At 65.3% G+C, this 20,088-nt stretch carries 16 protein-coding genes; 8 read left to right on the top strand and 8 right to left on the bottom strand.

Features of this window, described 5'->3' with window-relative positions:
- Nucleotides 1-198: 198 nt before the first annotated feature.
- The gene (locus BMX78_RS17350; protein WP_091422016.1) at nt 199-3,594 is read left to right on the top strand and encodes a pyruvate carboxylase; all 3,396 of its coding nucleotides are present in this window, start codon (nt 199-201) and stop codon (nt 3,592-3,594) included.
- Nucleotides 3,595-3,673: 79 nt separating this feature from the next.
- Here the strand turns inward: BMX78_RS17350 and BMX78_RS17345 are convergent, their stop codons facing one another.
- Nucleotides 3,674-5,482 carry an AMP-dependent synthetase/ligase gene (locus tag BMX78_RS17345; protein ID WP_091422014.1) on the bottom strand — a complete coding sequence of 603 codons (1,809 nt, stop codon included), beginning with the start codon at nt 5,480-5,482 and terminating at the stop codon, nt 3,674-3,676.
- 193 nt (nt 5,483-5,675) lie between these two features.
- On the opposite strand from BMX78_RS17345, the gene BMX78_RS17340 reads away from it, so the two are divergent.
- On the top strand, nt 5,676-6,767 hold the full coding sequence (locus tag BMX78_RS17340; RefSeq protein WP_091422011.1) for an ROK family glucokinase: 1,092 nt from the start codon (nt 5,676-5,678) through the stop codon (nt 6,765-6,767).
- A 19-nt stretch (nt 6,768-6,786) separates the two neighbouring features.
- Here the strand turns inward: BMX78_RS17340 and BMX78_RS17335 are convergent, their stop codons facing one another.
- The 3 genes from BMX78_RS17335 to BMX78_RS17325 are packed head-to-tail and all read right to left on the bottom strand — an operon-like array spanning nt 6,787 to nt 8,937.
- A complete protein-coding gene (locus tag BMX78_RS17335) occupies nt 6,787-7,350 on the bottom strand; it encodes a hypothetical protein (RefSeq protein ID WP_091422008.1) in 564 nt (187 codons plus the stop codon).
- Nucleotides 7,337-8,152 (bottom strand): alpha/beta hydrolase, encoded by an 816-nt coding sequence (locus BMX78_RS17330; protein WP_091422005.1) that lies wholly within the window; start codon nt 8,150-8,152, stop codon nt 7,337-7,339. The genes BMX78_RS17335 and BMX78_RS17330 overlap by 14 nt, the downstream gene beginning before the upstream one ends.
- A complete protein-coding gene (locus BMX78_RS17325; RefSeq protein WP_091422003.1) occupies nt 8,149-8,937 on the bottom strand; it encodes an alpha/beta hydrolase in 789 nt (262 codons plus the stop codon). The genes BMX78_RS17330 and BMX78_RS17325 overlap by 4 nt, the downstream gene beginning before the upstream one ends.
- A 111-nt stretch (nt 8,938-9,048) precedes the next feature.
- On the opposite strand from BMX78_RS17325, the gene BMX78_RS17320 reads away from it, so the two are divergent.
- A complete protein-coding gene (locus tag BMX78_RS17320; RefSeq protein WP_286139101.1) occupies nt 9,049-9,879 on the top strand; it encodes a lysophospholipid acyltransferase family protein in 831 nt (276 codons plus the stop codon).
- 131 nt (nt 9,880-10,010) lie between these two features.
- On the top strand, nt 10,011-11,402 hold the full coding sequence (locus tag BMX78_RS17315; RefSeq protein WP_170850859.1) for a class II 3-deoxy-7-phosphoheptulonate synthase: 1,392 nt from the start codon (nt 10,011-10,013) through the stop codon (nt 11,400-11,402).
- Between the two features lie 33 nt (nt 11,403-11,435).
- On the opposite strand, the gene pknB is transcribed toward BMX78_RS17315, so the two are convergent.
- On the bottom strand, nt 11,436-13,493 hold the full coding sequence (gene pknB / locus BMX78_RS17310) for a Stk1 family PASTA domain-containing Ser/Thr kinase (protein WP_091421994.1): 2,058 nt from the start codon (nt 13,491-13,493) through the stop codon (nt 11,436-11,438).
- 122 nt (nt 13,494-13,615) lie between these two features.
- On the bottom strand, nt 13,616-14,998 hold the full coding sequence (locus BMX78_RS17305) for a lytic transglycosylase domain-containing protein (RefSeq protein WP_091421991.1): 1,383 nt from the start codon (nt 14,996-14,998) through the stop codon (nt 13,616-13,618).
- Between the two features lie 241 nt (nt 14,999-15,239).
- Between BMX78_RS17305 and BMX78_RS17300 the strand changes: the two genes are divergently transcribed.
- On the top strand, nt 15,240-15,593 hold the full coding sequence (locus BMX78_RS17300; RefSeq protein WP_170850858.1) for an Rv2175c family DNA-binding protein: 354 nt from the start codon (nt 15,240-15,242) through the stop codon (nt 15,591-15,593).
- Between the two features lie 22 nt (nt 15,594-15,615).
- Here the strand turns inward: BMX78_RS17300 and BMX78_RS17295 are convergent, their stop codons facing one another.
- Nucleotides 15,616-16,710, bottom strand: a complete 1,095-nt coding sequence (locus tag BMX78_RS17295; RefSeq protein WP_091421986.1) for a polyprenyl synthetase family protein — start codon at nt 16,708-16,710, stop codon at nt 15,616-15,618.
- Nucleotides 16,707-17,234 carry a hypothetical protein gene (locus BMX78_RS17290; RefSeq protein ID WP_091421985.1) on the bottom strand — a complete coding sequence of 176 codons (528 nt, stop codon included), beginning with the start codon at nt 17,232-17,234 and terminating at the stop codon, nt 16,707-16,709. The genes BMX78_RS17295 and BMX78_RS17290 overlap by 4 nt, the downstream gene beginning before the upstream one ends.
- Nucleotides 17,235-17,308: 74 nt before the next feature.
- On the opposite strand from BMX78_RS17290, the gene dinB reads away from it, so the two are divergent.
- From dinB to mraZ, 3 genes are all read left to right on the top strand, one after another.
- The gene (gene dinB, locus BMX78_RS17285) at nt 17,309-18,532 is read left to right on the top strand and encodes a DNA polymerase IV (protein ID WP_255470698.1); all 1,224 of its coding nucleotides are present in this window, start codon (nt 17,309-17,311) and stop codon (nt 18,530-18,532) included.
- Between the two features lie 311 nt (nt 18,533-18,843).
- Nucleotides 18,844-19,218 carry an SCO2097 family morphological protein gene (locus BMX78_RS17280; RefSeq protein WP_091422088.1) on the top strand — a complete coding sequence of 125 codons (375 nt, stop codon included), beginning with the start codon at nt 18,844-18,846 and terminating at the stop codon, nt 19,216-19,218.
- Nucleotides 19,219-19,598: 380 nt separating this feature from the next.
- Nucleotides 19,599-20,027 (top strand): division/cell wall cluster transcriptional repressor MraZ, encoded by a 429-nt coding sequence (gene mraZ, locus BMX78_RS17275; protein WP_018763545.1) that lies wholly within the window; start codon nt 19,599-19,601, stop codon nt 20,025-20,027.
- Nucleotides 20,028-20,088: the final 61 nt, after the last annotated feature.

Here is a 20,088-nt window from a genome sequence, read left to right as displayed (position 1 = left end):
CATCGGCGAATCCTGCTTTATGGGGCGTCGGCATGGCACGGACTGTGCTGTTGGAGGCGGTTTGCCCCCGGCCCGGCGAAAGGGTTCAGGACATGACGGGGAAATCTGTGACGGTGGCCACAAAGATTTGTGTTTGTCCTTGTAGGTCCTAGACACTGTGACCACTCACCGATCCACCCGCAATGATGCAGGAGAAGTATGTTTTCCAAAGTTCTGGTGGCCAACCGCGGCGAAATCGCGATCAGGGCCTTCCGCGCCGGCTACGAGCTGGGCGCAAAGACCGTTGCCGTTTTCCCCCAGGAGGACAGGAACTCGATCCACCGCCAGAAGGCGGACGAGGCCTACCTGATTGGCGAAGAGGGCCACCCCGTCCGTGCCTACCTGGACGTTGCTGAAATAGTGCGGGTGGCGAAGGAATCCGGCGCGGACGCCATCTACCCCGGCTACGGGTTCCTCTCCGAAAACCCGGACCTGGCCCGAGCGGCCAAGGATGCCGGCATCACTTTTGTTGGCCCCCCGGCTGAAGTGCTGGAACTTGCAGGCAACAAGGTGGCGGCACTGAAGGCTGCCCGTGACGCCGGCGTTCCGGTCCTCAAGTCCAGCGCTCCGTCGAAGGACCTGGACGAACTGCTTGCCGCGGCCGATGAAATCGGCTTCCCCATCTTCGCCAAGGCCGTGGCTGGCGGCGGCGGACGGGGCATGCGCCGGGTGGACACCCGTGAGGCCCTGCCCGAGGCACTGCAGTCCGCCATGCGCGAGGCCGATGCCGCGTTCGGTGACCCCACCATGTTCCTCGAACAGGCAGTACTGCGCCCGCGCCACATCGAAGTACAGATCCTGGCCGACGCCGAGGGCAACGTGATGCACCTCTTCGAACGGGACTGCTCCATCCAGCGGCGCCACCAGAAAGTCATCGAGATCGCCCCGGCACCCAACCTGGACGAGGGCATCCGGCAGGCGCTCTACCGGGACGCCGTCAAATTCGCCAAGGCCTTGAACTACGTCAACGCCGGCACCGTGGAATTCCTCGTGGACACTGTGGGTGAGCGCGCGGGCCAGCACGTCTTCATCGAGATGAACCCCCGCATCCAGGTGGAGCACACCGTCACCGAAGAGGTCACCGACGTCGACCTCGTCCAGGCACAGATGCGCATCGCCGCCGGCGAGACCCTGGCTGACCTTGGCCTCTCCCAGGACACCGTCAGGCTGCGCGGCGCCGCGCTGCAGAGCCGCATCACCACCGAAGACCCGGCCAACGGCTTCCGCCCCGACGTCGGAAAGATCACCGGCTACCGCTCCGCCGGCGGCGCCGGCGTACGGCTCGACGGCGGCACCGTCTACTCGGGTGCCGAAATCAGCCCGCACTTCGACTCCATGCTGGTCAAGCTCACCTGCCGCGGCCGGGACTACCCGGCTGCCGTGGCCCGCGCACGCCGTGCCCTCGCGGAATTCCGGATCCGCGGCGTCTCCACCAACATCTCCTTCCTGCAGGCGGTGCTTGACGATCCCGACTTCATTGCCGGTGATGTGGCCACGTCCTTCATCGACGAGCGCCCGGAGCTGCTGAAGGCCCGTGTCTCTGCAGACCGCGGCACCAAGCTCCTCACCTGGCTGGCCGACGTCACGGTCAACAAGCCCAACGGTGAGCTGACCGTCCACTCGAACCCCGCCAGCAAACTCCCGTCCGTCAAGGACCAGCAGGCTGCTCCGGGCTCACGCCAGAAGCTCCTGGAACTGGGACCGGAAGGCTTCGCCAAGGCGCTGCGCGAGCAGAACGCGGTGGCCGTCACGGACACCACGTTCCGCGACGCACACCAGTCCCTGCTCGCCACCCGCGTCCGGACCCGGGACCTCGTCGCGGCCGGCCCCGCGGTGACCGCGCTCCTGCCGCAGCTGCTGTCCGTTGAAGCCTGGGGCGGTGCCACCTATGACGTTGCCCTGCGGTTCCTCGGCGAAGACCCCTGGGACCGGCTCGCTGCCCTGCGCCAGGCGCTTCCGAACGTCTGCCTGCAGATGCTGCTGCGCGGCCGCAACACCGTGGGCTACACGCCTTACCCCGAAGAGGTCACCGAAGCCTTCGTTAACGAGGCCGCTGCGACCGGTATCGACATTTTCCGGATCTTCGATGCCTTGAACGATGTCAACCAGATGGCACCGGCCATCCGTGCAGTCCGGGCCACCGGCACTGCCGTGGCTGAAGTGGCGCTGTGCTACACGGGCGACATGCTGGACCCCAACGAGAAGCTCTACACGCTGGACTACTACCTGGAGCTCGCGCAGAGGATCGTTGACGCCGGAGCCCACATCCTGGCGATCAAGGACATGGCCGGCCTGCTCCGTCCTGCTGCCGCGGCGAAACTGGTCTCAGCGCTCCGGGACCGCTTCGACCTTCCGGTCCACCTGCACACCCACGACACCGCAGGAGGCCAGCTGGCCACCCTGCTGGCTGCCGTGGATGCCGGTGTGGACGCCGTGGATGTCGCCTCGGCGTCACTGGCAGGAACCACCAGCCAGCCGTCAGCGTCGGCCCTCGTGGCAGCCCTGGCGCACACCCCGCGGGACACCGGCCTCAGCCTGGAGGCCGTGAGCTCGCTGGAGCCGTACTGGGAAGCTGTCCGGCGCGTCTACGCACCGTTCGAGTCAGGCCTTCCGGGCCCCACCGGCCGTGTGTACCAGCACGAGATCCCGGGCGGGCAGCTCTCCAACCTCCGCCAGCAGGCCATGGCACTGGGCCTGGGGGAGCGCTTTGAAGCGATCGAGGATATGTACACCGCGGCGGACCGCATCCTGGGCCGCCTGGTCAAGGTGACGCCGTCTTCGAAGGTTGTTGGCGACCTCGCCCTCCACCTGGTGGGCCTGAACGCGGACCCGGCAGACTTCAACGAGAACCCGCAGAACTACGACATCCCCGATTCGGTCATCGGATTCCTGTCCGGCGAACTCGGCGACCCTCCGGGCGGTTGGCCCGAGCCTTTCCGCACCAAGGCACTCCAGGGCCGGAGCGTGAAGGTCCGGGACGCGGAGCTCAGCGCCGAAGACAGCGCTGCACTGAAATCCGATTCGAAGACCCGGCAGCACACGCTGAACAGGCTGCTCTTCGACGGACCCACGAAGGACTACCTGAAGAGCGTGGAAACGTACGGCAACATCTCGGTGCTGGACACCCGCGACTACCTGTACGGGCTGCAGCGGGGCAAGGAGCACGAGATCCAGCTCGAGAAGGGCGTCCGGCTGATCGCGTCACTCGAAGCCGTGTCCGAGCCTGACGAAAAGGGCATGCGCACGGTTATGTGCACCCTGAACGGCCAGTCCCGTCCCGTGGTGGTCCGGGACCGTTCAGTGGTCAGCAACGTCAAGGCCGCCGAGAAGGCCGACGCCAACCAGCCCGGCCACGTGGCAGCGCCGTTCGCCGGTGCCGTCACCGTCACGGTCAAGCCCGGGGACGAGGTCAACGCCGGTGACACCGTGGCGACCATTGAGGCAATGAAGATGGAGGCATCCATCACGACGCCGGTGGCCGGCAAGGTTTCCCGGCTCGCCATCTCCTCGGTGGAGCAGGTCCAGGGTGGAGACCTGCTGCTCGTCGTCGAGTAGCACAACAAACAACGCGGGGTCACTTCCCGCCCAATCCGATGCGTCGGACGGGCGGGAAGTGACCCCGCGTTGTTGTTTTCTAGGACCGTGGTGCCGCGTACATCTCTTCGATGACGGTCTCGAAGTCCTTCATGACCTGGGCGCGCTTGACCTTCATGGAGGGGGTCAGGTGGCCGGAGGCCTCGGTGAAGTCGGCCGGCACAATACGGAACGACTTGATGGCCTCGGCCTGCGACACCGACGTGTTGGCGGCCGTGATGAGATCCTGGACCGCGGCCTTGACCACGGGGTTGTTGGCCGCCTCGTCCAGGGATGTGGTGGCAGGGAGGCCGTGGCGCTGGAGCCAGCCGGGCAGGGCCTCCTGGTCCAGGGTGACCAAAGCCCCGATGAAGGGCCGGTTGTCACCGACCACCAGGACCTGGGAGACCAGGGCGTCGGCACGGATCTGGTCCTCGAGCAGCGCAGGGATCACATTCTTGCCGCCTGCGGTGACGATGATCTCCTTCTTGCGCCCGGTGATCCAGACGAAACCATCCTCGTCGAGGCGGCCGACGTCGCCCGTACGGAACCACTCGCCGTCGAACGTTTCTCCTGTGAGGTCCTCGCGCTTGTAGTAGCCGCGCATCACGCAGACGCCCTTGGCCAGGATCTCGCCGTCCTCGGCAATCCTGACGGCGTTCCCTGGCAGCGGCTTGCCCACGGAGCCGATCTTGATCAGCGACGGTGTGTTCACGGAGATGGGGGCCGTGGTTTCGGTGAGGCCATAGCCCTCAAGCACCTGCAGGCCGATGCCCTGGAAGAAATGGCCCAGGCGTTCGCCCAGCGGCCCGCCGCCGGATACCGCGTGGGCAACGTGGCCGCCCATAGCAGCCCGCAGTTTGCCGTACACCAGCTTGTCGAAGAGGGCGTGGCGCAGCTTCAGGCCCAGGCCCACCCGCCCGTTCTGGCGTGCCTTGGAGAAGGCGATGGCAGTCTCGGCGGCCCGGTGGAAGATGGCTCCCTTGCCGCCGTCCTCCGCCTTGGTCAGCGCCGAGTTGTACACCTTTTCGAACACCCGCGGCACGGCCAGTATGAACGTGGGCTCATAGCTCTGCAGGTCCGAGAGGAGGTTCTTGATGTCAGGGGTATGGGCCACGGTGGTTCCGGCTGCCATGGCCAGGACGGAGATGAAACGGGCGAACACGTGCGCCAGCGGGAGGAACATGATGGTTTTGGCGTTTTCGTGGACGATCTCGCCGATGATGGCCAGCGCGTTCTCCGAGAGTTCCACGAAGTTCCCGTGCGTGAGTTCACAGCCTTTGGGGCGGCCGGTGGTGCCCGAGGTGTAAATGATGGTGGCGACGTCGGCCAGGCCGGCGGAGGCGCGGCGCGCTTCCAGATCCGCGTCGCTGACATCCCGGCCGGCCTCACGGAGGGGGCCGAGGCCGTGGCCTTCCAGTTGCCACACGTGCTGGAGGGACGTGAGTCCCTCGGCATTGACGGCCTGGCGGATCACGTCCTCGTGGTGGGCGGCCTCGCCGAAGGCTGCCACCGCGCCGGAGTCACCGAGGTTCCAGGCGACCTGCGAGGGGGAGGAGGTCTCATAGATAGGTACCGAAACGGCGCCGGCAAACCAGATGGCGAAGTCTACCAACGCCCATTCGTACCGCGTCCGGGACATAATCCCCACCCGGTCTCCGGCGGCCACGCCGCTGGCCATCAGGCCCTTGGCGAGGGCGGTGACGTCGGTGAGGAAGTCCGTGGCGGAAATGTCCTGCCAGGATCCGGCGGAGTCCAGTCGCGAAAACAGTGAAGGGTTGCTGGGCTTGGCGGCCTGCCGCAGTACCAGGTCCGTGATGTTGGTTTCCGGTGGGACAACAACAAGAGGCGGAACACTGAATTCGCGCACTATAGCTCCTTTGATATCCGAAGACCCGGGCAGGGTATGCCTAAAGACTAATACGCCTCTGCCGGGCCATGCAGGATTCTAAGTTACTCGTCGGTAACTTTGTCGTCAATGCCGCCGGCTCCAACCTGCTGACCGGAACATGCTGGCCCGGCACCCGCCTGCCCGCGAGGCCACCGGCCTAGAATGGTTGACTATGTATGCACCGCCTCCCGGCGAACAGGCCGGCCCCCTGCGACGACCCGTTCCCTGGAGGCAGCGGCCGGCCCGCGGCGGGGCAAGGATGCGGCACGGCGAGAGCTTCCGCGAGCACCTGCGCCTGGGGCGGCGGGGCCTGGCCATCGGCATCGACATTGGCGGAACCAAGGTGGCTGCCGGCGTGGTGGACGCCGAGGGCAGGATCCTCAGCGAGGCACGCCGTTCAACGCCCGGGACGGATCCCCGGGCAGTAGAAAGCGTCATTGTCGAGCTCGTCGAAGAACTGGGCCGCGGGCACCGGATCTGGTCCGTGGGAATCGGTGCGGCCGGCTGGATGGATCTCGACGGCGGAACTGTGCTTTTCAGTCCGCACCTGGCCTGGCGGAACGAGCCGTTGCGCGACAATCTCCAAAAACTGTTGCGCCGTCCGGTCCTGCTGGCGAACGACGCCGATGCCGCGGCCTGGGCGGAATGGCGCTTTGGTGCCGGGCAGGGTGAAGACCGGCTGGTGTGCATCACGCTGGGCACCGGAATCGGTGGCGCCATGGTGATGGACGGCCGGGTGGAGCGGGGCAGGTTTGGTGTGGCCGGCGAGTTCGGCCACCAGATCATCATGCCCGGCGGGCACCGGTGCGAGTGCGGCAACCGGGGGTGCTGGGAACAGTACGCCTCCGGAAACGCGCTGGGCAGGGAGGCCCGGATCCTGGCGCGGGCGAACGGTCCGGTAGCCCAGGAACTCCTGGCAGCCGTGGGCGGACATTCTGAAACGATTACCGGTGCCGTCGTCACCGAACTTGCCCTCGCCGGGGATGCCGCTTCGCGCGAACTTCTGGATGAGGTGGGCGAGTGGCTGGGGCTGGGGCTTGCCAACCTGGCGGCGGCCTTGGATCCCGGTCTGTTCGTTATTGGCGGCGGCCTGTGTTCGGCCGGGGACCTCCTCGTGGAACCTGCCCGGAAGGCATTCGCGCGGAACCTGACCGGCAGGGGCTTCCGGCCTGCCGCCGGAATCGAGTTGGCGGCACTGGGACCGAACGCCGGCCTCATCGGCGCGGCGGACCTCTCCAGGGTCAGCAGCAGGCTGCGCGGCTGAAGTAACGCAACGACCGGGGCTAAACCCGGGCGCCGTCGTCGTTGTCGTCTTTTTCCTGCGGAAGCTTCATGATCAGGTACACGGTTCCGAGGACAAACACCGCAACGATGCCCACGATGGCCAGCAGCGGCGCGGAGCGCCAGAACATGGCCGACAACAACAGCGCTATGGGCGCGCCCACCGCTGCAAGCCATGCCAGCATGGTCAGCGGGTCGGTTCCGGCCAGGCTCGGTGGCTCCTCGGGGACGAACTCGCCCCCGTCCTCAAGCGCGTCATAGTCACGCGGCCCGCCCGCACTGCCGCCGGGGGCACCGGTATCCTGGTTGCCGGTGGAGGCTTCCTGGCGTTCTGCGGCAGACAGTTCGGCGGGCGCGGCTCCGGCAAGGCCCAGGGGATCGAAGTCCCGGAAGGTCGGTGCCCCTCCCGCCACTGCCTGCGTGCCGGGGGACTGCCCTGTTGCAGTTTCGCCGGGTTGGGCTGGTTCGGCCGTGGACTTCCCTTCAAGCCGGGCCACCAGGTCAAGCCAGACGGCGTCATCCTGGTTGGCGCCCTGGTCCGGTGATCCGGGATCAGGCCTGTTCATGGGAGGCCTCCTGGGCGGACGGGGCGGGCACGGCGGATGCAGGATCGGCGGCGGGGACCATGCTGCGGATAAAATCCACGGAACCCTGGAAAATCTGCTCCGCATCGTTGTCCATGGTGGCCACATGGTAGCTGTTTTCCAGCCGGATAAGCTCAAGGGGAGCGTGGGTGAGGCCGCGCCGGAGTGCCACGATGCTGGTGTCGGACACTACGTGGTCGATGGTGGAGCGGTAGACGCGCACCGGCGCCGTAACCCTGGGCAGGATCCGCATGGTGTCCTTGAACATCTTGTTCAGCTCGTGGGCGGCGGCTACGGGGGTGCGGGGATATGCTCCCTCGTCCATGCCTTCCTTGAGGATGTCGTTCGCGATGGCCGGCGTGCTTTTCATGACCAGCTTGAGGATCCCGGCAAGCGGCGCCCGGGGATCGTCGATCACCAGCCCCGGGTTCACCAGAAGCACTCCGGCCACCGGGCGGGTAGCGGCGATACGCAGGGCGAGTGCTCCGCCCATGCTTAGCCCGGCGGAGAAGACGTAGTCGCAGTCCGCGTCCAGCTCCAGGTAAGCGTCGTCGAGGACGCCGTGCCACTGCTGCCAGCGGGTCCGCGCCAGTTCCTGCCAGCTGGTGCCGTGCCCGGGGAGCAGGGGCATCCGGACGGCAAAACCTGCGGCGGCGAAGGCGTGCGCCCAGGAGCGCAGGCCATGGGGACTTCCGGTGAACCCGTGCGAGAGGACCACGCCGATCCTGGGACCGTCGCCGCTGAACGGACTGCTGAAAGGGCTATGGTCCGGACTGGAGGTCATGGGGTCTCCATTGAAGTGCTTTGACGGGCGTGGGTTTGGAAAAAGGCGCTGGATTTCGTGAAGATCTCCGGCGCGTCCACATCCAGCGTAGCTACGTGGCCGCTGCTGGCAAGGCCCACTACCTCAGTGAGGCGGGAGCCGAGGCGGTGCCGCAGCACGGCCAGCGAGGTGGGCGGCACCACCATGTCCGTATCGGACTTGAACACCTGCACCGGCGCTGTGATGCGGGTCAGGCCGCGGATGGCCGCACCGAACAGTTTCTTCAATTCGTGGACAGCGGAGAGGGGCGTGCGTGAATAGTCCCCGTCCTCGGTGACAACGGCCGTTGCCTGCTCCTCCTGAATGGGCACAGTGGTTTTCTGGAAATATTTGAGGACGCCAATGACGCGGACCCGCCGGTCGTAGAAGCTCAGGCCGGGGTTGACCACCGAAATTCCGGCCACGGGGTGCCGGGAGGCGGTGAGCAGGGCGATGGCTCCGCCCATGGACAGACCGGCAACAAAACAGGTTTCGGTGCGTTCGGCAAGGTCGAGGTAGGCGGTTTCGAAGCTGCTGTACCAATCGTTCCACCGGGTCCCGGCAAGCTGCCGCCAGTCCGTGCCGTGGCCGGGCAGCAGGGGAACGGTCACCGCATAGCCCTGGGAGGCCAGATGCTGCGCCCACGGGAGGACGCTTAGCGGGCTGCCGGTGAAGCCATGGCAGATGGCGATGCCAATCCTGGCGTTGGCTCCATGGCCCGGATAGCTGAAAGCGGCAGGACCTGACGGGATGCTGCTTTCGCTCATGAGTCCATCGTGTCACTGTTCCGGGCAAATCTCACTAGAGTAGGGTTTCATTGAACTGCTGACCAGGCCCGATGCCGGGCGTGAAGGCTGCCTTCCGGAGGGGTTTCGCACGTGTTCTATTGGGTGATGAAAAGGATCTTCCTCGGTCCGGTGCTGAAGCTGCTTTTCCGTCCCTGGGTTAAGGGACTGGATAACATTCCGGCCGAGGGCGCAGCAATTATTGCGTCGAACCACCTCTCGTTTTCCGATTCGATTTTTATGCCGCTGATGGTCCGCCGGCCCGTGGTGTTCCTGGCCAAGTCCGAGTACTTCACCGGCACTGGGATCAAGGGCAGGCTGACTGCTATGTTCTTCCGGCTTACCAACCAGCTGCCCATGGACCGGTCCGGCGGTGCCGCATCTGAGGCATCGCTGACCGCCGGGATGGAGGTGCTTTCGCACGGCGGGCTGCTGGGCATCTACCCCGAAGGCACCCGCAGTCCCGATGCGCGCCTCTACCGGGGAAAGGTGGGCGTGGCCCGGCTGGCGCTCAAAGCCGGGGTGCCTGTGGTTCCGGTGGCCATGATCGGCACGGACAAGGTGCAGCCGATCGGAAAGCGGCTCCCGAACATCCGCAGGATCGGGATGATCTTCGGCGAACCACTGGACTTCGCCAAGTACCGGGACCAGGCCGATGACCGCGTTGTCCAGAGGCAGGTGACGGACCAGATCATGTTCGAGCTGATGCGGCTCTCAGGGCAGGAATACGTGGACGAGTATGCCGCTGTGGTGAAGCTGCGTCTGGCAGGCAAGCCCGCTGACCCGGTTGCGGCCGCAGAGCTACCCGCGCCCCCGGTGCCCGGCGGGCAAGGCCAGGGCGTGCCCGGCAAAGGCGCGGCCGGGGGCCAGGTGCCGGAGGAAGGCAAGCAGCAGGACGACGGCGGTGCTGCCGCCGCCATCTGAGCGCACCGCGCGTCTCCGTGGTTCGCCCCGCAGAGTACCGGCGGAGTCCAGGGCAGGGTCTGTGACGGCCTGTCCAGGACGCGTGACGGGTGCGGTGTCCGGCGGGCCTGCGCTGCCGTTAGTCTTAGATAGTGACTGAGCTATCTGCAAAACCTGCCTTCTCGCTGTCCAGTACCGCCCAGAGCGGTGCGGCCAACTATCCCGGACTCGATAACTGGCGGGACCTTCCCATCTCCCAGCAGCCCAGCTGGCAGGACCGGGAGGTGTTTGATGCCTCGGTGAAGGAACTCTCCGTCCTTCCTCCGCTGGTGTTCGCCGGTGAGGTTGACGTCCTGCGCGAACGGCTGGCAGCCGCTGCCCAGGGTAAGGCGTTCCTGCTCCAGGGCGGCGACTGCGCGGAGACCTTCGAAGCAGCCACCGCGGACAAGATCAGCGCCCGCGTCAAAACCATCCTCCAGATGGCCGTGGTCCTGACCTACGGTGCGGCCATGCCCGTCATCAAGATGGGCCGGATGGCCGGCCAGTTTGCCAAGCCGCGCTCGTCCAACGACGAAACCCGCGACGGCGTGACGCTCCCCGCCTACCGCGGCGACATCGTCAACGGCTACGACTTCACCCCCGAGTCCCGCGGCCACGACGCCGCGCGCATGCTGCGGGCGTACCATACCTCTGCTTCCACCCTGAACCTCATCCGGGCCTTCACCCAGGGCGGGTTCGCGGACCTGCGCTCGGTGCACCAGTGGAACAAGGGCTTTACGGAGAACCCGGCCCACGCCCGCTACGAATCCCTGGCACGGGACATCGACAGGGCCATCAAGTTCATGGCATCCTGCGGGGCTGACTTCGAAGCGCTGAAGCGCGTTGAATTTTTCGCCAGCCACGAGGCACTGCTGCTGGACTACGAGCGTGCCCTCACCCGGATCGACTCCCGGACGGGCTTCCCGTACGACACGTCCGCCCACTTCCTCTGGATCGGCGAGCGGACCCGCGAACTGGACCACGCCCACGTAGATTTCCTGTCCCGTGTGCGGAACCCCATCGGCGTGAAGCTGGGCCCGTCCACTACCGGGGATGATGCCCTTCGCCTGATCGACAAGCTGGACCCGGACCGCGAACCGGGCCGCCTGACCTTTATTACCCGCATGGGCGCCGGCAACATCCGCGAGAAGCTGCCCGCCGTCGTCGAGAAGGTCACTGCCTCGGGCGCGCAGGTGCTCTGGGTGACCGACCCCATGCACGGGAACACGGTCACGTCCCCGAACGGCTACAAGACCCGCAACTTCGACGACGTGATCGACGAAGTGCGCGGCTTCTTCGAGGTGCACCACGCCCTGGGCACCGTTCCCGGCGGCCTGCACGTGGAAATGACGGGCGATGACGTTGCAGAATGCCTTGGCGGGGCCGACCCCATCGATCAGGAAGCTTTCCTGGACCGCTACGAGTCAGTGTGCGATCCGCGGCTGAACCACATGCAGTCGCTGGAGATGGCTTTCCTGGTGGCCGGAGCCCTCGCCAAGCGCTGATGCCCGTGAAGGTGGTGCGGGCGGCAGGGCCGCCTACACCACCGTCAGGGTGATGACTGAACCTTCGGGCACCTTGGTGTTCACGGGATCCTGGTCGCGGACTGTGCCGAAGAAGCCGCCCAGGATGTTATTCACCTTGACCTGGAAACCCAGGCCTTCAAGGGCCTTCCTGGCCTCCGCCGCCTGCTTGCCGATGTAGCTTGGCACGTCCACCATGCGCGGACCCTTCGAGATGGTCAGTGTCACTGTGCCTCCGCGGGTAAGAGTGCCGTTGGCGGGTTGCTGGCTCACCACCGCGCCCTTCGGGATGTTCTTGTCGAAGACTTCCTCGCGGGCCACGTCAGCCTTCAGCCCGGCTGCTTCGATGGCGTCCACGGCTTTGTCCTCCTCCCGGCCCACAACGTTGGGTACCGGAATGGGCTCGGGGCCTTTGGATACAACGAGCCGGACAGGCGTGCCATGCCGGGCGGGCGTTCCGGGAGCGGGGTCCTGCGAGAGGACAACACCGGCCGCTGCCGTTTCGCTGAACTGCTCCGTGACCTCTCCCAAAGCCATTTCCGCCGTGCTCAGGCCGGTCTTGGCTTCCTCAAGGGTGCTCCCCGTCAGCTTGGGAAGCGGGAACAGTTGCGGTCCCTTGGAGACAAACAGCGAGACCGGCTGGAACTTCCGGATCTCCGAGCCGGCCGGCGGTTCCGTCCCCACCACCAGGCCATTGGGCACGTCATCGTCGAAGACGTCGCTGGTAATGGACTGGAACCCGGCTTTGCTGAGGAGCCCCTGGGCTTCGGCCACCGTTTTGTTGGCTACAGCGGGGATGGCGGCTGCGGAACCCGGGCCCATGCCGAAGAACCAGCCCGCGCCGGTGGCCAGCAGCGCCGCTATGACCAGCACCACAACCCACAGGATCCCGCGGCGCCGCGGGCTGCCTTCACGCAGGCTCCGCGCCGGGACAGCAGCAGCCCGCGCGCGGGCCCTTTCGTCTTCCTTATCGGCCTTCCGCTGTGCCCGTTTACTCAAGGGGGCGCCAGGCGCGGGAGCCCATACCTGCTCGTCTGAGTCCGGGGGAGTGAGGTTGTGCCGCGCGCCGGAGACAGCCGCGCCTGCTTCCTGACCGGCGCGTGGGCCGGCCTGGGCGTGTGGAGGGCCGTGAGGGGACGCCGGGGGCCGACCAAAAGGCATAACGCTTGTTGGATTGTTGGTGCGGGCTATGACTTCTGTGTGGTTTTGGGATGCCGCGGCACCGGCCGCCGGCGGTTGCAGGTCCAGTTCCCGGTCGGTGAGGTTGGTCCTGATATGCCGCAGTTCCTGCAGCAGCGCGTTGCCGTCGATCGGCCGGTTCTCGGGATCGTTGGACGTGCACCACTGCACCAGTTCGTCCACTTCCGCTGCCAGGCCCGGGACAAGGGCCGACGGCGGACCGACAGTCCCGTTCACATGCTGGTATGCCACCTGGATGGGGACCTCGCCGGTGAACGGCTGCTGGCCGGTCAGCATTTCATAAAGCATGATGCCCACCGAGTAGACGTCGCTCCGGGCGTCTGCGGGTTTGCCAAGGACCAGTTCCGGCGAAAGGTAGGCGACGGTGCCGAGCAGGGCTCCCGTCGACGTGGACGTGGTGACAGCGCGTGCCAGCCCGAAGTCGCCGATCTTGATCCTGCCGTCGTCCGCTATCAGGACGTTTTCGGGCTTGACGTCGCGGTGGATGAATCCTGCGGCGTGGGCGGCGCCGAGGCCTTCCACTACGGGGTCGATCAGCGCCAGGGCCAGCCTGGGCGGAAGTGCCCCCTTGCTGTTGATCACATCCCGCAGCGTGTGGCCCTTGATGTACTCCATCACCAGGTAAGCGGTGTGGTGGTCCGTGCCCTGGTCCAGCACCCCTACCACGTGCGGGTGTGAGAGCCTGGCCGCGGCCTTCGCTTCACGGCCCAACCTGCCCAGGAAGCTTTCATCGGCGGACAGGTGCGGGTGCAGTACTTTCAGGGCCACATCCCGCTCAAGCCGCTGATCTGTTGCCACGTAAACGGTGGACATCCCGCCGCGCGCCAGCCTGGACTGGATGGCATACCGGTTGTCCACCAGGGTTCCTACCATCGGGTCTGACACGTGTTCCGTCACCCTACGATCGTAATCCAGCAATGAAACGGGTCCGAACCGATACTGGTCCGGACCCGTGCCTAAGTCCCTTCGCCGCCCCCTTTCGCGGGGTGGCGGCGTCAGCCGAAGTTCTTTTGGTGTGCCTTGATGGCTTCGACGTACGCTTTGGTGTCGTCGTACATGCCGTACTTGCTCACCGAGTACTGGCCCTGGTAGTAGCCGGCGATGGCCGTGTCCTGGTCCTTGCTGGTGGCCAGGAGCTGGCGGATGATCGCCACGCCGGCAGTTGCGTTGTCACGGGGATCCAGGAGGTTCAGCTTGCGGCCCACCAGGTCCGAGGCCCATTGGCCTGAGCTGGGAATGACCTGCATGGTCCCGATCGCGTTGGCAGGGGAGACTGCGCGCTGGTTGAAGCCTGATTCCTGGTGGGCGAAGGCAAGCGCAAGTGAGGGCTCGACGCCCATCGCCCGGGCAGTGTCCGCGACAATGCCCCGCATCTCCTCCCGGGTAGGGACAGGGGAAGCGTTCAGGAGCGCCTTGTTTTCGTTGGCTGAGCTCACCACCGCCGCCGGGTAGCTGAACCCGAGGAAGGAACTGGGCACCAACGGCGTCACGGCGGCCGCCGGCTGAGGTGCCGGCTGGGCTCCAGCGCCCGGGATTGCCAGCTTGTTGCCCGGGTGGATTACCGAGGACATGCCCAACTGGTTGGCGGAGAGGAGCTCAGAAAGCTTGACGCCATGGCGGGACGCGATGGCCCACAGGGTATCCCCGGCCTTAACGGTGTAGGAACCTGTTGCGGGAGCGGCCGGGCTGGCCGGTGCGGCAGAGGCGTTGGCCAGCGCCGCGGGCGGTGCCGCCGGTGCGGGAGCCGGGGCAGCATCACCTGCGCCGACTTTCACTTTCTGCCCGGGGTGGATGATGGACCGCATATTGAGGTTGTTCCACGCGAAAACGTCCGCGAGGCTCACGTTGTGCCTCGCAGCGATGGCCCCCAGCGTGTCGCCGGGTTTCACCGTGTAGGTGGCCCCCGTCCCCGAGCCCGGGGCAGCGGCGGGGGAGGGTGCGGCAGCAGGGGCTGCCGGTGCATCACCGGAGCCCGTGAGCTTGATCTTCTGTCCCGGGTAAATGATCGTGTTGGGCTGGAGGTTGTTCAGCTTCAGGATTTCGCCCGTGTTCAGTCCGAACCTGCCGGCGATGGCACTGATGGTGTCACCCCGGGCAATGGAGTATTCAGCAGGCGGCGCCGGCTGTACCGGTTTGAAGGCGGCAGGGATGGTGGTGGAAACAGACGACGCCGGAATGACGGCTGCCGTTGCCTGGGCCGCCTGTGCCTTCATGGCTGCCGCGAGGGTGGCCGGGACAGGACGGGCGGGCTGCTGGGCGGCCGCGGGCTGCGCGAGGGCTAGAGACGACAATACGACCGCTGGCAGCGCCGCTGTTGTGGCGGCAATCAAGGGCAGGCTCGGCTTCGGGGGCTGCTTTGGCGAGCGGGACATCGTCATGGGAAGGAATCCTCTTCTCAACTGCGGGCGCGGGCGGGGGTGCCGCTGATATTCCGATACTACTGTTACTGCTGTTAATGCTGTTACGAATGTGATGTATGTGAATCTCTCACGGATTCCCGATTAGCACAAGAATTCCGGCATTCCCCGCATAGCGGAATTTCCGGAGTGTCCGCAGGTCAGGAGGGTCCGCATTATGTCCCGACTAGGCGGTACGGCGGCATCGTGGCAACCTTGATCCGTGAGTAATGTTGAAAACCTCGTGGGCGAATGGTTGCCCTTGCCCGACGTCGCACGCTTGTTGGACGTTTCCATCACCAAAGTCCATAGCCTGCTCGAAGACCGCGCATTGGCCGCTTTGCGGGTGGGTGAGCGTAAAATCCGTTCAGTCCCGGCCGAATTCATTCAGGACGGCCAAGTGGTGGACAGCCTTAAAGGCACCATTGTTGTACTGGCAGACGCGGGCTACTCCGACGAGGACCTCATAATTTGGCTTTTTACGCCTGATGAATCCTTGCGGGGACGGCCTATCGACGCATTGCGGGAAGGCCGCAAAACTGAAATCCGGCGCAGGGCGCAAACCCTGGCCTGGTAATTTCCCCTCCTGGAACCGGGAATCAGGAAGCCCGGCTGACCGTAGCTTCGGCAAGCCTTCGCAACGCGGTTTTTGGCAGGTCGTCCAAAGGAAGCGTCTCAAGGGCGTCGAATGCCGCTTCGCCAAATTCAGTGATCAGGACCTCGGTGGCCTGCAAGGCACCTGACTCTTCGATAATCCGCCGGATCTCATGGATGTCCTCATCCGTGAGATCCGGGCTGCCCAGCCGGGCATCGATAAAGGCGGATTCGGCTGCCGAGGCCTGGTCCAGGGCCAGCGCCACCAGTACCGTGCGCTTGCCTTCCCTCAGATCGTCCCCGGCCGGCTTGCCGGTGGTGAGCGGATCGCCAAAAACACCCAGCACGTCGTCGCGGAGCTGGAAGGCCTCGCCCAGGGGCAGGGCAAACGCCGAATAGCCGCGGAGAAGTTCGTTCGAGGCACCCGCGAGTGCGCCACCCAACGCCAGGGGGTGTTCTGTGGAGTATTTGGCCGACTTGAACCGGATGATGGACTGGGCGCGGCTGACGGCACCGGCCCGGTCACGGACTGGGCCGGCAACCTCTTCCAGGATGTCCAGGTATTGCCCTGCCATGACCTCGGCGCGCATGAGGTTGAAGATCAGCCGCGCCCGGCTGCCGGCCGCTGCACGTTCTCCTATGTCCGTGAAGGCTTCCTCACTGAAGGACAGGCAGAGGTCGCCGGTGAGGATTGCCGCCGCCTGCCCGAAACGTTCACTGTCCAGCGCCCAGCCATGGGTGCCGTGGAGCTGGCTGAAGCGGCGGTGGACGCTCGGGCCGCCCCGTCGGGTATCAGAGCGGTCAATGATGTCGTCGTGGATCAGCGCCGCCGCCTGGAACAGTTCCAGGGCCGCTCCTGCGGTCACTACCTGCTGCGCGCTGGATTCGCCGCCTGCGCCCCGCCAGCCCCAGTAGCACATCAGCGCCCGGAGGCGCTTGCCGCCCGTGACCAGATTGGAGATGGAGCCCATGATGGGTTCGATGTCCGGGGAGATTGCGGTCATCACGGACTGCCGGGAGGTGAGGAAATCGGTCAGTTCGCCGGCTACGGCCGCCACAAAGGCGGCCTGTTCGTTCCTAAGCTGCTCCGCCGCCGTCACTTGGCTGACTCAGCTGCCACGTTGGCGCCGATGGTGAAGGTCACAACGCCTGCCGCTTCGACCGCCGACAGATTAACAGTCTCGTTGTCGCCCCGGACAAAGTCCTTCGAGGCAACAGCCCCCACTGCTTCACCCGGAACAGCTTTGAAGCCGCGCGCCTCAAGCTCCTTCGTGTAGAAATCCAGAACGGAGGCAGTCGGCGAGGTGATGGTGGCAACCAGGGCGGCGGTGGCGGGCGTCGAGGCCTTGTCGAAGCTGCTGGACACCACGGTGGCGCCGGGCATGAGGGGCAGGAGTTGCTGGGGGAAGCCCTCGACGACGGCGCCTACGGTGGCGGAGGTGTTGGGCGAGGCGGAGGGGCTGGCAGAGGCTGTGGCGGTTGGCGGGGCAGCTTCGGGCGAGGACGCGGAGGCGGTGGGACCAGGAGTTCCTGACGGTGTTGGGCTGCAGGCAGCCAGGGCCAATGCTGCCGCGGCAGCGAAAGCGGCCAGGGCTGCTGGCTTGAGGTTTCCAATGACCGTCACAGGGACTTTCCTCCTGGGGTTGATGCCGGATTCAGCCTCCAGTTTAGTCAGTACAAAACGATAGGATTGCAGCCGTGGGACCTGATGGGACGAATGAGCCGGCCACAGCAGGCCTCCGGGCCCGCAGGCCCAAGTGCATCATGCATGTGGATATGGACGCCTTTTTCGTCTCGGTGGAACTGCGTACGCGGCCGGAACTGCGCGGGAAGCCGGTTATCGTGGGCTTCCCCGCCGAACGCTCAGTGGTCCTGTCGGCCTCCTACGAGGCGAGGGCCTTTGGGGTGAAATCAGCCATGCCCATGGCTGTGGCCATGCGGATGTGCCCGCAGGCAGTGATCATCGAGCCACGCCATAAGGTGTACTACGAAGTCTCGGCGCAGCTGATGGCGATTTTCGAATCCGTGACCGAACTGGTGGAGCCGCTCAGCGTGGACGAGGCGTTCCTTGATGTAACAGGTGCCATACGCCGGCTGGGTCCGCCACGGGCCATTGGCGAACTGATCCGCAGCAGGGTGGCAGCGGAGCTGGGCATCACCGCCTCGGTGGGGATTGCGGAGACAAAGTTCGTGGCCAAAATTGCGTCCACCCGCTGCAAGCCGGACGGGCTGCTCCTTATCGGCCCGGACCAAACGGTGCCCTACCTCCACAGCCTGCCAGTGGGCGCACTCTGGGGCATCGGCGCCAAGACGGCTGAGGTCCTGGCCAGGATGGGTATCCGGACCGTGGCGGACGTGGCCGCCACCCCGGTCGCCTCGCTCCGGAAGATGCTGGGTGCCACGGGAGAGCACGTGTACCGGTTGGCCTGGGGACAGGACCCGCGTCCCGTCACGCCGGTCCGGCTGGAAAAGAGCATCGGCGCGGAGGAGACCTTTGCGGTGGACACAGCCGACGACGCCCTCCTCCACCGCGAACTGCTCCGCCTCGCCCACCGGACTGCAGGGCGCCTGCGGAGCGCGGGCATGGTGGCCCGCACTATCGCGCTGAAACTGCGCTTCGCCGATTTCTCCACCATCACCCGCAGCAGGACTGTCCAAACACCCGTGGACAGCGCGCAGCTCATCTATGCAGTTGCTCTGCAACTCCTCGAATCCGTGGACCGGCCAATGACCGTGAGGCTGGTGGGAGTGCGGGCCGAACAACTCGAAGATGCAGCCACCACCTCGCTGCAGCTCAGCATCGACCGGCGGGATGACAACTGGCGGTCCGCCGAGCACGTTCTTGACCAGGTGACCCGCAAATTCGGGAGCAAATCCGTTCTCCCTGCCCGGCTGCTCGAGCCCGGAAGCGGCGCTGACTAAAGGCTCCAAAAAAGGGCTGGCTTATGGCCCCGTTTAAGGCCTCGAATCAGCGTGCCCAGTGCGCCTTCGGAAGTCATTGCCGTCTTTCAGAACAGCCCTCAACAAACTATCCTTATAAATACAAAGTTTTTGAGTGACTGGACTTACTGTCGGACTCTCTTGGACATGCTTCCGCTCCGGGTCTGCATGCCTGGCTTTCGTTTACCGCCACAGCCGGCGGGTACGGGAACCACCAGGGCATACCAGACGTTATTGGAGTTGAAGTAATGGCTGGGACCAGCCCGGACGTTGGCCTACAAAAGGAGGTCGTGATGCCGCTGTCGGAGCACGAACAGAAGCTGCTCGAGCAGCTGGAGAAGCAGCTTCACGAGGATGATCCAAAATTCGCGAATTCCATGGGTTCGGACCCAGGACGTTCGTGGTCGACAAGACACGTCGTGATCGGCGTCCTGTGTGCGCTGGCCGGCGTCTTCCTGTTGCTCGTCGGCGTCACCCTGCAGAACATCTTCGTAGGTGTCCTCGGCTTTATTGTGATGGGCGGTGGCGTGTATTTCGCCACAATGCGCAGCAGCTCGTCAGGCACCAAGGGCTCGAAGTCCGGCAGCGGCAAGGCAGGCAAGCAGCGCAGTTCCTTTATGAGCAGCCTCGAGGAACGTTGGGACGAGAGGCGCAGGGGAGAACCCTGATCCGTCCAGCCGGCGGGGCAGGACCCACCCGGCCCCACTTTGCTCCCCCAAAATAGGGGAGAGCCGCAAATAGACCCGCTCCGGCGGGTCTTTTGCGTTTAAGGCAGGTCTTTTGAGTGCCAATATCGGCCGCGCCGCAAAAGCGGCCTGAATGGCGGCCTGGAAGCGCGTGAAAATTTGGCGACGGTTCAGCAAAAGTCCTCCACTTCCCACCACCGGCAGAATTCCGCGCCATTTCGGGCCTCCAGTCCCAAAGATTGCCCCTCCGGAACCGCAATTCGCGTTGACTGTGGGGGAAAGTGGAGTAATGTGGAGGACATAAGAGGGTGGTTGCAACACAGGGGATGTGCAGTTCCTGACATCGGACAGGCGGTGGGCCAGTGTTTCTGGGCACACATTCGCCGCGTCTTGATGAAAAGGGCCGGATCATTCTCCCCGCGAAGTTCCGGGAGGAACTTGCCAGCGGACTGGTCCTTACCAGGGGTCAGGAACGTTGCATCTACGTCTTCAGCGAGAAGGAATTTGCCCGGGTCCACGAGCAAATGCGGGAGGCGCCAATCTCCTCAAAACAAGCGCGGGACTACATCCGCGTCTTTCTCTCTGGAGCCTCGGACGAGGTACCTGACAAGCAGGGGCGCGTAACCATTCCACCGGCGCTCCGGGAGTACGCAGGACTCGGGAGGGAACTGGCCGTGATCGGTGCCGGAACCCGCGCCGAGATCTGGGACGCCCAGGCTTGGAACGAATACCTCGCAGAGAAGGAAACGGCCTTCTCTGAAACCGATGACCCCATCCCGGGCATTTTGTGACCGGACAGGGGCAGCGGACAGCTTCTTGGTTGGGATCTCCAGCCGGCCCATCAGCCGGCCA

The organism is Arthrobacter sp. OV608, from assembly GCA_900110595.1.
Lineage (GTDB): Bacteria > Actinomycetota > Actinomycetes > Actinomycetales > Micrococcaceae > Arthrobacter.
The sequence above is the reverse complement of the archived record's forward strand: the minus strand, read 5'-3'. Positions and strand labels throughout refer to the sequence as shown.

Bases quoted from the DNA above. Each gene is read 5' to 3' on its own strand.
- BMX78_RS17350 (WP_091422016.1), top strand. From the start codon at position 199: ATGTTTTCCAAAGTTCTGGTGGCCAACCGCGGCGAAATCGCGATCAGG.
- BMX78_RS17340 (WP_091422011.1), top strand. From the start codon at position 5,676: ATGTATGCACCGCCTCCCGGCGAACAGGCCGGCCCCCTGCGACGACCC.
- BMX78_RS17335 (WP_091422008.1), bottom strand. From the start codon at position 7,350: ATGAACAGGCCTGATCCCGGATCACCGGACCAGGGCGCCAACCAGGAT.
- BMX78_RS17330 (WP_091422005.1), bottom strand. From the start codon at position 8,152: ATGACCTCCAGTCCGGACCATAGCCCTTTCAGCAGTCCGTTCAGCGGC.
- BMX78_RS17325 (WP_091422003.1), bottom strand. From the start codon at position 8,937: ATGAGCGAAAGCAGCATCCCGTCAGGTCCTGCCGCTTTCAGCTATCCG.
- pknB (WP_091421994.1), bottom strand. From the start codon at position 13,493: ATGGTAGGAACCCTGGTGGACAACCGGTATGCCATCCAGTCCAGGCTG.
- BMX78_RS17305 (WP_091421991.1), bottom strand. From the start codon at position 14,998: ATGACGATGTCCCGCTCGCCAAAGCAGCCCCCGAAGCCGAGCCTGCCC.
- BMX78_RS17280 (WP_091422088.1), top strand. From the start codon at position 18,844: ATGCCGCTGTCGGAGCACGAACAGAAGCTGCTCGAGCAGCTGGAGAAG.